This is a genomic window from Pelagibacterium sp. (assembly GCF_965249125.1).
Lineage (GTDB): Bacteria > Pseudomonadota > Alphaproteobacteria > Rhizobiales > Devosiaceae > Pelagibacterium.
This window is the reverse complement of the sequence record NZ_OZ252217.1, coordinates 473,569-486,044: the sequence shown is the minus strand read 5'-3', so window position 1 is coordinate 486,044 and position 12,476 is coordinate 473,569. Positions and strand designations below refer to the sequence as shown.

10 protein-coding genes are annotated in these 12,476 nt (G+C 61.6%); 1 reads left to right on the top strand and 9 read right to left on the bottom strand.

Going from position 1 to position 12,476, the window contains the following annotated elements:
• Nucleotides 1-9 precede the first annotated feature (9 nt).
• From ACP148_RS02395 to ACP148_RS02370, 6 genes are all read right to left on the bottom strand, one after another.
• Entirely contained in the window at nucleotides 10-1,200 is a 1,191-nt protein-coding gene (locus tag ACP148_RS02395) for a phosphoserine transaminase (RefSeq protein WP_421951025.1), read from the bottom strand.
• Between the two features lie 1,566 nt (nucleotides 1,201-2,766).
• Nucleotides 2,767-4,389, bottom strand: coding sequence for an ABC-F family ATP-binding cassette domain-containing protein (locus ACP148_RS02390; RefSeq protein ID WP_421951024.1), 1,623 nt, complete (start codon nucleotides 4,387-4,389; stop codon nucleotides 2,767-2,769).
• A gap of 139 nt (nucleotides 4,390-4,528) precedes the next feature.
• A complete protein-coding gene (locus tag ACP148_RS02385) occupies nucleotides 4,529-5,209 on the bottom strand; it encodes an SDR family oxidoreductase (protein ID WP_421951023.1) in 681 nt (226 codons plus the stop codon).
• A 63-nt stretch (nucleotides 5,210-5,272) separates the two neighbouring features.
• A complete protein-coding gene (locus tag ACP148_RS02380; RefSeq protein ID WP_421951022.1) occupies nucleotides 5,273-6,385 on the bottom strand; it encodes a THUMP domain-containing class I SAM-dependent RNA methyltransferase in 1,113 nt (370 codons plus the stop codon).
• 39 nt (nucleotides 6,386-6,424) lie between these two features.
• Nucleotides 6,425-7,414: a DUF418 domain-containing protein gene (locus ACP148_RS02375; protein ID WP_425033084.1), complete on the bottom strand. Its 990-nt coding sequence runs from the start codon at nucleotides 7,412-7,414 to the stop codon at nucleotides 6,425-6,427.
• A gap of 164 nt (nucleotides 7,415-7,578) precedes the next feature.
• Nucleotides 7,579-7,725, bottom strand: coding sequence for a hypothetical protein (locus ACP148_RS02370; protein WP_014131596.1), 147 nt, complete (start codon nucleotides 7,723-7,725; stop codon nucleotides 7,579-7,581).
• Nucleotides 7,726-8,024: 299 nt separating this feature from the next.
• Here ACP148_RS02370 and ACP148_RS02365 point away from each other — a divergent pair, with 299 nt between their 5' ends.
• On the top strand, nucleotides 8,025-9,224 hold the full coding sequence (locus ACP148_RS02365) for a benzoate/H(+) symporter BenE family transporter (protein ID WP_421951020.1): 1,200 nt from the start codon (nucleotides 8,025-8,027) through the stop codon (nucleotides 9,222-9,224).
• A 41-nt stretch (nucleotides 9,225-9,265) separates the two neighbouring features.
• On the opposite strand, the gene ACP148_RS02360 is transcribed toward ACP148_RS02365, so the two are convergent.
• The 3 genes from ACP148_RS02360 to glmM all read right to left on the bottom strand — a co-directional run bounded on the left by ACP148_RS02360 (nucleotide 9,266) and on the right by glmM (nucleotide 12,473).
• A protein-coding gene (locus ACP148_RS02360) for an IS630 family transposase (RefSeq protein WP_421951019.1) occupies nucleotides 9,266-10,214 on the bottom strand; the annotation gives its coding sequence in 2 pieces (ribosomal slippage) (nucleotides 9,266-9,877 and nucleotides 9,879-10,214; 948 coding nt in all).
• A 23-nt stretch (nucleotides 10,215-10,237) separates the two neighbouring features.
• Nucleotides 10,238-11,026 (bottom strand): hypothetical protein, encoded by a 789-nt coding sequence (locus tag ACP148_RS02355; protein WP_425033083.1) that lies wholly within the window; start codon nucleotides 11,024-11,026, stop codon nucleotides 10,238-10,240.
• Between the two features lie 103 nt (nucleotides 11,027-11,129).
• The gene (glmM, locus tag ACP148_RS02350) at nucleotides 11,130-12,473 is read right to left on the bottom strand and encodes a phosphoglucosamine mutase (protein ID WP_421951016.1); all 1,344 of its coding nucleotides are present in this window, start codon (nucleotides 12,471-12,473) and stop codon (nucleotides 11,130-11,132) included.
• Between the last annotated feature and the right edge of the window lie 3 nt (nucleotides 12,474-12,476).

The window sequence follows — 12,476 nt, the reverse complement described above, 5'->3', positions numbered from 1 at the left end:
GTTCCAGCCCTACGCCAGCGCCGCCTTCTTTTCCTCGGCATATGCCCAGTCGAGCCAGGGCCCCAGCTTTTCGAGATCGGCAGTTTCCACGGTCGAGCCGCACCAGATGCGGAATCCGGTCGGCGCGTCGCGATAGCCGCCGATATCGTAGGCGACAGCTTCCTTGTCGAGCCGGGAGACCACCGCCTTGGCGAGCTTGGCCTGTGCCTCGTCGGAAAGCGCCGTAACTTCGGGATCGACGATTTTCAGGCACACCGAAGTGTTCGAGCGCACCGCCGGATCGGCAGCGAGGAAATCGACCCAGCCGGTTCTCGCAACCCAATCGGCAATCGCCTTTTCATTGGCATCGGCCCGCGCCTGCAGCGCCTTGAGCCCGCCGACCTCAAGACCCCATTCCATGGCGTCCACTGCGTCTTCGATACAAATCATCGAGACCGTGTTGATGGTCGCGCCTTCAAAGACGTCCGCCATCAGCTTGCCGCCCTTGGTAAGCCGGAAGATTTTCGGCAGCGGGCGGTTGGCAGGGGTGAAGGTTTCCAGACGTTCGACGGCGCGCGGCGAAAGGATCAAAATCCCATGCGCAGCTTCCCCGCCCAGCGCCTTCTGCCAGGAAAAGGTCACAACATCGAGCTTGGAAAAATCAAGGTTCTGGGCAAACGCCGCCGAGGTGGCATCGCAAATGGTCAGCCCTTCGCGGTCCGCCGGAATCCAGTCCCCATTGGGCACCCGCACACCCGAGGTCGTCCCGTTCCAGGTGAAGACAACGTCGCGGGTAAAATCGACTTCGGAAAGGTCCGGCAACTCGCCATATTCGGCCTTGAGCACCCGCACATCGTCGAGCTTGAGCTGCTTTTGAACGTCGGCGACCCACCCGGCCCCAAACGATTCCCAATTGAGCATGTCGACGCCGCGCGCGCCCAGCATGCCCCACAGCGCCATTTCCACGGCGCCGGTGTCGGAAGCCGGCACGATGCCGATCAGGTAATCGTCCGGAACTTCGAGCAGTTCGCGGGTCAGGTCGATGGCGCGCTTGATCCGCGCCTTGGCCGGCTTGGCCCTGTGGGACCGCCCCACCAGCGCACCAGCAAGCGCCTCAACCGTCCACCCGGGACGCTTGGCGCAAGGACCTGACGAAAAATTGGGATTTTCCGGACGCACATCCGGCTTCGCCACATCGGTGGCGGCAGAAATATCTGTCATGTTGCTCCATCCTTACAGATGGGCGTCCCTCGTTGGGGAGGGATGGCCCGCAGCCCGTATAGAGGAGGATGGGGGCGGTTGGCAAGCAATATGATGATGGGCCTTTTGACGTAATCGAATGCGGCAGAGTAAACGGCAATTCTATCAGTCGTGCCAAACCCTCCGACGGCCAAAGGCCTCGGCTTACTGACTTTCTTGCCGGTCGCGCTTCCGAACCGAAAAACCGGTTCCCACTTTTTCTGGAAGCGCTCCAGATAGACGGCATGGGGCAATGAACGCTCCGCATGTTTATTTAGTATATGAAGCGATCATCGCCCCACGCATCCGGGGTTTTTGGCTTATGGCGGCGTCTCGGGCTGGGGTTTGTCGTCCGGGATATTGGCATTTTTAGTGGGTCGGTTGGCGAACCGGGAAACCGGTCCCCACTTTCCCTGCCAACCTCCCGTCGGTGCCCCTCTCCCTTTCGGGAGTGCGACGTGGAACGCCTGGTTCCTCGTCCGGCCATCCGTCCGCTTTGGGCCTTCCCTGCAGCGACCCGCATGGAACCCGGATCGGTCCCGCCGGAAGCTCGTATGCATCCTCGTCCCTGGCGACACCGTGGGGGGAGAATGGCACGAGTGTCTGGGGGCGGGGATTAGTTTTTTCACAGCGCTTCCACCTTCACCCGCGTCATCCTCGGGCTTGACCCGGGGATCTGCTGCGTCGAGGCAGCCGGTGAAGGGGTTGGGGACCGATGACGCGCCAAGGTGCACCACTTCTGCCGCGCGTGCGGACGCCCTGCGGATCCCCGGGTCAAGCCCGAGGATGACGAAGGGAGTAGGGTGAACGGCGGTGATGGAGCCGCCGGGGGCGGGCCCGAGGATGACGAAGGGGGTGGGGATAAGATTTTTCGAGCGCTTCCACCTTCACCCGCGTCATCCTCGGGCTTGACCCGGGGATCTGCTGCGTCGGGGCAGCCGGTGAAGGGATTGGGGACCGATGACGCGTCAAGGATCACCACTTCTGCCGCGCTTGCGGACGCCCTGCGGATCCCCGGGTCAAGCCCGAGGATGACGACGGGGTGGGTGAGCGGCGGTGATGGAGTCGAGAGGGTAACCTATCACCCATCGCTGTCCCCGACCTGATCGGGGACCCAGCAGTCTTGCCGACACTCCGGTGCGTGAGGAAAAGCACATCGGCCTCGGCTGGAGTTTATCCCGGCGAAAGCCGGGACCGGGGAAGCGAGGGGCAGTCTCAGCAAGGCCCCTCACCGGCCTGCCGGCCACCCTCTCCCCCGAGGGGCGAGGGTTAAGCGTGCCGAAACGCCTGAGAGAAACACCGACGCTCCCGCAAGCCGCAGCGGGACTCCCTCGCCCCTCTGGGGACTTCGAGGCGGTGGCGCAGCCACCAATCGCTCCGGTGGAGCGATTGGAGCCGAAGAAGGTTGGGGTGAGGGGCCTTGACCGTTAAGGATAGTTTTCAACGCTCGCAGCGATCTTCACCTCTCCCTTTGGGGGAGAGGTCGGAGCTTGCAAAGCAAGGTCCGGGTGAGGGGGCCTTTCCAAAACGCGGCGCCCCTCACCAAGCCTAATGCCTCAACCCCGGCGCCTCCTGCCCGGTGCTCTCGACATATTCGCGATACCCGCCGCCGAAGGTGCGCACACCCTCGGGCGAAACCTCGAGCACCCGATTGGAGAGTTCGGCCAGAAAATGCCGGTCGTGCGAGACGAATACCATGGTGCCCTCGTAATTGGCCAAAGCCTCGATCAGCATTTCCTTGGTGGCGATGTCGAGGTGGTTGGTGGGTTCGTCCAGCACCAGAAAATTGGGGGGATCGAACAGCATCATGGCCATCACCAGCCGCGCCTTTTCCCCGCCCGAGAGCACCCGGCATTTCTTTTCAACATCGTCACCGGAAAACCCGAAACACCCCGCCAAGGCCCGCAGCGGCGCCTGGCTCGCCTGCGGAAATTCGCTTTGCAGCATGTCGAAGATCGACTTGTCCCCGTCCAGCCGGTCCATGGCATGCTGGGCGAAATAGGCCATCTTGACCGAGGGTCCCCGCGCAACCGATCCGGTATCGGGCTCCGCCGCCCCGGTCACCAGTTTAAGGAGTGTCGATTTGCCCGCCCCATTGACCCCCATGATCGCCCAGCGCTCCTTGCGCCGGACGTGAAAATCGAGCCCATCATAGATGGTCTTTTCCCCATACGTTTTGGCGACGCCCTTGAGCACGGCCACGTCCTCGCCCGAACGCGGCGCGGGACGAAACTCGAACACAACCTTCTGGGCGCGCTTGGGCGGTTCGACCCGGTCGATCTTGTCGAGCTTTTTCACCCGGCTCTGCACCTGCGCGGCATGGCTCGCCCTGGCCTTGAACCGTTCGATGAACTGGATCTCCTTGGCCAGCATCGCCTGCTGGCGCTCGAACTGGGCCTGCTGGTTCTTGTCGGCGATGGCCCGCTGTTCCTGATAGAATTCATAGTCGCCCGTATAGGACGTCAACGTCCCCGCATCGATCTCGATAATCTTGTTGACCACCCGGTTCATGAACGCCCGGTCGTGCGAGGTCATAAGCAGCGCGCCGGAGAAATTTTTCAGGAAATCCTCGAGCCAGATCAGGCTTTCGAGATCGAGATGGTTGGAAGGCTCGTCGAGCAGCAGAACGTCGGGCTTGGCGAGCAGGATCTTGGCCAGCGCCACGCGCATCTTCCAGCCGCCCGACAGCGCCCCGACATCGCCATCCATCATCGCCTGGGAAAACCCCAACCCGTCGAGCACCTCGCGCGAGCGGCCATCGAGCGCATAGCCGTCGAGCTCTTCGAACTGTTCGGTCACCTCGCCATAGCGCACGATGATCGCGTCCATCTCGTCGGCCTTGTCGGGATCGCCCATATCGGCTTCGAGCTGCCGCATCTCGGCGGAAAGCGCCGCGACGGGACCTGCCCCGTCCATGGTTTCGGCCACCACCGAGCGTCCCGCGATCTCGCCCACATCCTGGGAGAAATAACCGATGGTCGTGCCCCGATCGACGGACACCTGCCCCTCATCGGGCCCCTCTTCGCCGGTTATCATGCGAAACAGCGTGGTCTTGCCCGACCCGTTCGGTCCCACCAGCCCGATCTTTTCGCCCTTCTGAAGCGCAGCGGAGGCTTCGATGAAAACGATCTGTTTGCCGTTCTGCTTGCCGATATTTTCAAGACGGATCATGGGAGGGGGACCTCAAACTCTTTGGCCGCCCCAAGGGAGGGCGGCCAGATGCGGTGCCCCTAAATCATTTCGATGGCACCAGTGCAACAGCTTTATCCCCACCGCTCCCATCGGGCGGTATCATGACGCAGCGCCGGGTTCAGTTTTCATAGATCATCTTGCGCGTCATGCCGCCATCCACTGTGAGAACCTGCCCGGTCACGAACCCCGCGCCGGCAAGATAGAGCACCGCCTGCGCGATATCTTGTGGCTCTCCCACCCGCCCGACCGGATGCTGCGCATGATCCTCTTTTCGCAAATCGGTCTTATCGCTGATCCAGCCCGGCGCTATGGCATTGACGCGAATGTCGGGGCCCAGCGAAATCGCCAGCGCGTGGGTCAACGCCACAAGGCCGCCTTTCGATGCGGCATAGGCTTCGGTATCGGGCTCGGACATGAAGGCACGCGTCGAGGCCATATTGACGATGGCGCTGCCCGCGCCCATCAGCGGTACGACGGCGCGTGTCATCAGAAAAGCGCCGGTCAGATGGCTGTCGATGATCTTTTGCCAATCCGAGAGCGCCAATTGGGTGATCGATCCGGTCACCGGCCCGGCGATGCCGGCATTGTTGACCAGAAGATCGACGCGATCCCACCCGAGCGTATCGAACGCCGCACCGACCGATGCTTCGCTGCCCACATCGCAGGAAACGAACCGCGCGCCCTTGGGCCCTTCGACCAGATCGAACGATGCAACCTCCCAGCCGGCGTCCATGAGGGCAGCACAGGTTCCGGCCCCGATCAGCCCCGCACCACCGGTCACGATTGCCCTTTTGCCCATGATTTTAGCCTCTCGATTGCTTCTCACGCAGAGGCAATTTTCACGGCCCCGATTGGGTTGCAATCAAGGGAGCGGGCCGGTCCGGTACAGCGCGATCCGCAACCCGTTATTGTCGATGCTCGCACCCGGCTTGCCGAACGCCAGCCCGGTCGCCTGCGCCAACGCCCTGTCGGACGTGACCATCCCCACCCGCCAGCCCGAAAACCGGGTCTTGAGCACCTGCCCCAGCGCGCCATAGAGCGGATAGAGCTTTTTCCGATCCCCCAGCCGCGACCCATAGGGCGGGTTGACGATCACCAGCCCCGCAGGTTCTTCCGGGCGCTCCAAAAGATCAACCGGGGTTTGGGCAAAGCGCGTGACCGGACTTGTCCCCGCCCGTTCGGAATTGGCTATGCTCATCCGAACAGCTCCGGCGTCCCTGTCGCTGCCATAAAACAGAAAGGCAGTGTCTCTCGATTGACGGGTCTGTTTCATTGCCGTCCATGCGGCGGGATCGAAACCGGCAAGATGTTCGAACGCAAACGGCCGCGAACGGCCCGGCTCGAGGCCCAACGCTATTTCCGCGGCTTCCACGACCAGGGTGCCGGACCCGCACATCGGATCGAGCACCGGCTCATTGCCCGTGTACCCGCATTCGCGAAGCAACAGCGCCGCCATGGTTTCCCGCATCGGCGCCTTGTTGACCTCCAGCTTGTGTCCGCGCCGGTGAAGCCCCTCCCCGGACGTATCGATGCTGATCGTGCACAGATCGTTTTCGATCCGCACCAGCACCCTGACGTCCGCACCATCCGCTATCGGCGCGCCCAGCTCCTGCGCTATCGCCTTTTGCACCCGCTCCGCCGCAGCGCCGGAATGATAGATTTTCGACTTCCTGCAGCTCGCCTCCACCCGCACCGGCACATCCTCGCGCAGCACATCGCCCCACGCCACCGCCCGCGCCCGCTTGTCGAGTTGCGCCAGATGGCTGGCGCGAAAGCTGGCGATCCGCACCAGCACCCGTCCGGCACCCCGCAATTGAAGGTTGGCACGCCAGACCTCATCCCAACCACCCGAAATCTCGACCCCACCGACGACCGGCCTGGGTTCGGAAAAGCCAAGCTCATGGGCTTCCCGGCAAAGCGCTTTTTCAAGACCGGGCGTGGCCACCAGAAATATAGGAAACTGATCTTTATCCATGCCTCTCCATATCCGGGTGCAACCGCCGACGCGACCAAATTATTGCCGGCCCTGCCTGGCTCGGTCGAAGGGCAGGACAAGCAGCGCCTCCAGCGGTCCGCGCGCAAAATTCCGGCGCCAGATCACTGCAAACAGCCCGGCCATGCCCGTGACGACGATCACCGAAACCATGGCCTCCCCCACGGTTTCGCGCCGCAGGATGTCCTTGAGAAAATGCAAAGCGACAAGATGAGCGACATAAAAGCTGAAAGCCAGTTGTCCCAGAGCGACCAGCGGGCCGCTCAAGCGGTGCCAATGATCGGCAATGATGAGCATGGCACCGGTAACGGCGCTCGCCGCCCCGATCGACCCGACCATCCACAACGGCATCTGGCTGTGCGGCGCGTCCGAGAGCAATTGCCGCCAGTCGCCCAGCCCCTCAGGTTCACCAAGGATATGAAGGGCAAAAGCGGCGATGATTGCGACGCTCGCCGCCAGGGCAACGCCAACCATCAGCAACCCCACTTGGCTCCGCGCCGACCGCAAATCGAGCCGTCCGGCCCACATGCCCCAAAGCAGCGCCGCAGACCATGTGAGCAGTGGATAGGGTCCACTCAGAAGCAATCCGCCGACAATTTCGACCGGACGATCACCCACGGCGACCGTTTCGCGCCCGACAAAATCGGGCCATTGGGCACCGATCGCAAAATAGGCGAGTGGCCCGCAGACGCTAGCCACAGCGGCGAACATGCCCAGCAGTCGCATCGGCAGCGCCATCACGAGGATGCCAAACAGATAGAAGACGGCATAGTGATGCAGGATCACCGCAATCCCGTGATCGAGCGTCTGCAAGACCAACCCCAGTGGGAGCAGGACCAGAGCCATCCAAACCAGGCGAATTCTGGCCGCGTTCATTTGCCCCCGCCGTGCCGACAGAAGCGACATTCCGATGCCGGCAATGAATGCGAACAGGATCGACGCCCGGCCATGGGGCAGATTGTACAAGACTTCTGCGACATTGGTCCGATCGCGCGGTCCTACATGGACCATCAGCATCCCCACAATGGCAAGCGCCCGCGCCGCGTCGATCCCACCGATCCGCGCACCCTCTCGCTGTTGTGGCCGTGCCTGGTCGCTAATCGGATTCCGCATTTCACGAGAAAAGGGGCGCCCTTTCGGACGCCCCTTGTCAAAACAAATTATCGATCCGGTTGTTATTCGACTGCGGGCTCGGCCGGAACGGCCGGGTCAGTCGTCACTGCCGGATCGGCGGGCACACCACCATCTTCGGGCGGAGGCATGTCACAAGCGGCAACGGCCAGCATGAGCGGCAGAGCCAGAAGGGCAAGAAACTTACGCATTTTTGGTCTCCTTTTCATTCTCGAAACAAAATGACCGGTGGCAAGAATGGTTCCCGGTGGGTACGGCCATCCGCCGGGCATTCTGAAGCGGCGCCATTTTGACGCTTCCAACAGTGGGAACCAACGATGACAAAAATGTGATCAACGGGAATAGCGCGCTGTTTCAAAGGATTACTTTCAAAAGTGGTTGGCACGCATATGCCCGACTCGACTAAAAGTGGCATTGAAAAGGCAAGTCCGGCTCAAAGCACATCCGCACCGGCGTTCGGTCGCTCCGCAATTTTTTCGAGTTCCCCACCATGATCGACTCCCCGTCCGACCCGGCCGTGCCGCATTCCGGGACTTTGTTTCAGCCAATCTTTTCGGGACTGCTCGCCTCGCTGGTGGGGTTTGCGAGTTCGTTCGCCATCATATTGCAGGGTTTCGATTCCGTGGGCGCCACACAGGCTCAGGCTGCATCGGGGCTTTTCGCACTTTGTCTGGGCATGGCTCTGGTCGGAGCAACCATGAGCTATATTACCAAAATGCCGCTCTCGATTGCCTGGTCGACGCCCGGCGCTGCGCTGCTCATCACGACGGGCGCTGTCCAGGGTGGTTTTCCCGCAGCCGTCGGCGCCTTCATGTTTGCCGCAGCGCTGATCGTCATCGCGGGCTTCTGGCGCCCTTTCGGACGTGCCGTGGCAGCGATCCCCATGCCCCTCGCCAGCGCCATGTTGGCCGGCATTCTGTTCAATCTCTGCCTCGCTCCCGTCAGGGCCGTTTCCGAACTTCCCACGCTGGCGCTACCCATTATTCTTGTTTGGGCCGCCTGCCTGCGTTTTGCCCGTATATGGGCCGTACCAGCCGCAGTGGCGGCCAGCGCAATCATGATTGCGATTTCGACCGAGCTTCCCGCCGATCTGTTTGCCAACGCCTGGCCCGCCCCCGTAATGGTCGTGCCGGCTCTCAATCTCGACGCCATCGTCGGCATAGCGTTGCCTCTGTTCGTCGTGACCATGGCCTCGCAAAATATTCCCGGTCTGGCCGTGCTGCGGTCCAACGGCTATCAGCCGGATGTGAAGCCGATTTTTGTTTCCACCGGCGTGGTCAGCGCCATTGGTGCACTGCTGGGCGGGCAACTGATCAACCTCGCCGCGATAACCGCCGCCCTGTGTGCCGGACCGGAGGCGCATCCGGACAAGTCCAAACGCTATATCGCCGCCATCACGTCAGGTTTCGGCTACATTCTGTTCGCTCTGGGGGCCGGCATTGCTGCGGCCTTCATTTCCGCCGCCCCGCCAATCCTGATCGAGGCCGTCGCCGGGCTGGCGCTCATTGGCGCTCTGGCCAACGCGCTCGTCGGCTCGGTCAGCGACGAGGAGTTCCGCTTACCCGCGATCATGACTTTCGTAACGGCAGCCTCCGGCCTGACCCTGTTCGGCATAGGCGCCGCCTTTTGGGGGTTGATCGCCGGCGGCGCGCTGTACGCGCTGCTTAAAACAAAAAGGGCGACCATCTAGGCCGCCCTTGAAACCATGATTTGCGCAACGCCTAGAGCATGTCAGGTTTTTATTGAAGCATATCCTGCGTTCTTGAAGTAGTTTCTGCATTGCTGGGGTTTGATGGTTGAGACGAGGTGTCCGATCAGGCGCCATGTTTCTTCGATCGTGCGTTGTTGCGCTATACGCATCCAATGCTTGATCTTGGCGAAGACCTGCTCGATGGGGTTGAGGTCCGGTGAGTAGGGCGGCAGGAACCATAGGCGCGCGCCCGCGGCGCGAATGGCGTCCCGCACGGCCTTGCTTTTGTGGCTGCCCAGATTGTCGAGAATGACGATGTCACCCGGCTTGAGCGTGGGGATCAGGACCTGCTCGACATAGGCGCGGAACGAGAGCCCGTTGATTGGGCCATCGAACACGCAGGGCGCCGTCAGGCCGTCCATGCGCAATCCGGCCAGGAAGGTCATGGTGCGCCAATGGCCGTGCGGCGCATAGCCCTTGAGCCGCCGCCCTTTTGGACCCCATCCACGCAGGGGCGCCATATTGGTCTTGATCCACGTCTCATCGATGAACACCAACCGCGATGGATCGAGCCAAGCCTGCCAGGACTTCCAGCGCTGCCGCTGACGGGCGACCGCAGCCCGAGCCTGCTCAAGCGCGAACAGGCTTTTTTTTAAAGCTCAGACCCTCGCGCCGGATAAAGCGCCATATGCTATCATGGGATACCTGTACGCCTTGTGCGGCCAAAAGCGCTTGCAGACCCCGCACGGTCAGGTGCGGAGTCTGCTGAAACTGTTCAAGAACAAATTGCCTGTGCGCATTGAGAATGACAGGACGCCGGCCACCCATTCGATCTGGTGTGACCGACCCCGTGGACCTCGAGCGTTGCGACCACTTCACAACCGAAGAAACCGCAACGCCAAAACGGGCGGCGACAGACCGGCAACTTTCCCCGGTGCCAACTGCAGCAACAACACGTTCGCGCAAATCATCGGAATAGGGCTTGATCATGGATGCTGGCCTCCAATCCAGCATCAATGATGAATCACATCCAAGCCGATTTGGGAATCCACAATCGATTCAATCAAGCTCAGACATGCTCTAGAAGCGATAGCGCAAAGTGGCGCGCAATTCGTGAACCAAAGTGTCATCGAGCGCATAACGAGGCGTCTCGTTGTCGTTCTCAATGCTCGCAATGTAGAGCGCACGGTAGCCCAGATCGGCAACGATGGAGCCGAAATCATAGCCGACACCAGCCATACCTGCCGCCGCAAAGCTCGTATTGCTGCCCCAGGGACCAAAGGCGCCGTCGGATACGCGCGAATCGTTGAATGCCACACCTGCGCCAGCGCCCACATAGCCGAACGCACCGCCCGCCGCCGAAAGACCATATCTCCGAGGCCGAAATCATAGTAGGCATTGGCCAACACGATGGTCGAACGCAATTCAAGCGTATGATCTACGCCCGCAATGTCGGCCGTCATGTTGTTGTTGGCGAGATAGTCAACTGTGGTGTCGAACCGCAAACCTGTGCCGGTCTCATACCCCGCACCAATGCCGGCGCTGTAACCCCAGCCGCCCTCGGTGATCGAAAAGACATCCCCTGCGTCCGGGTGGCGCGCCTGGCGCGACCATGCATAGTTTCCTGCCACGCTTCCACGCAAGTAGAACGAGCCCTTGAGCCCTTCATCCACGGGCGGGACGTAGGGGGGGACATAATCCTTGTAGACAGGATAATCGAAAGTCACCGGATCGGCAGCCATGGCCGCCGTCGACATGAACGCTGCTGCCCCAACGACAGCATAAGCGACCAGCTTTTTCATAGGCACAAGTTCCCCAAGCCATAAAACCCCAAGAATTACGGGGAATTTAGAGGAACTTCCTTAAGGCGCGCTTAACCGTACCGCTTAACGGTAAAGTCCGAAATCAGGCGACCTTTCCAATCGCCGCCACGATCTCACTAACGACCTGGGAGACCAGCGCCGCATCATCGCCCTCCCCCATCACGCGAATGACCGGCTCGGTGCCCGATTCGCGGATGATGAGACGCCCGGTTTCGCCGAGCCGGATTTCGGCATCCGCAATCAGGGCCCGGACCGATTTGTCAGCGAGCGGTTTGCCGCGCTTATAGCGCACGTTCTGCAACAGCTGCGGGACGGGATCGAAACGATGACAGACTTCCGACACCGGCCTGCCCTCCTGCTTGACCACCGAAAGCAATTGAAGCGCCGCGACCAACCCGTCGCCCGTCGTGGTGAAATCGGACAGAATGATATGGCCCGATTGCTCGCCGCCCACATTAAAGCCCTTGCCGCGCATGGCTTCGAGCACATAGCGGTCCCCGACCTTGGTGCGCTCGAGCAACAGGCCCTGCGCTTCGAGATAGCGCTGTAGTCCGAGATTGGACATCACGGTGGCAACGATTCCGCCCCCCGAAAGCTGGCCGCGCTCATGCCATGAGGTGCCGATAACAGCCATCACCTGGTCGCCATCGACCATATTGCCCTTCTCGTCGACGATAAGAACCCGGTCAGCATCGCCATCCAGCGCGATGCCGATATCGGCGCGCAACTCGCGGACCTTCTCGATCAGTGCACCCGGCGCCGTTGAGCCGCACCCGTCATTGATATTGTACCCGTCGGGCGAAATGCCGATGGAGATGACTTCGGCGCCAAGCTCCCAGAGCACTTCCGGCGCGGTCTTGTAGGCGGCACCGTTGGCGCAATCGACCACCACCCGCAGGCCGGTGAAGTCCATGTCGCGCGGCAATGTGCGCTTGGCATATTCGACATAACGCGTGCGGGCCTCGTCGACGCGGCGGGCGCGGCCCACTCTCGTGCCGCGCGCCAAACGGGGCGTCAGATCGGAATCGATAAGGCTCTCGATCTCGGCCTCGAAGCTGTCGGACAGCTTGTAGCCATCGGGCTTGAAGAGTTTGATGCCATTGTCGTCGAACGGATTGTGGGATGCCGAAATCATGACGCCGACATCGGCCCTCAGCGAGCGGGTGAGCATGGCAACGGCGGGCGTGGGCATGGGGCCGAGCAGCAACACGTCCATGCCTACGGCCGTAAAGCCCGCGGTGAGCGCATTCTCGATCATGTAGCCGGACCGGCGGGTGTCCTTGCCGATCACCACCCTGTGGGCGTAATCGCCCCGCGTGAAGGCGAGCCCGGTCGCCATGCCGACCTTGAGCGCCAGTTCAGGGGTCAGCTTGGGGCCGTTGGCCAGACCACGAATGCCGTCGGTGCCAAAATATTTGCGAGCCATGGG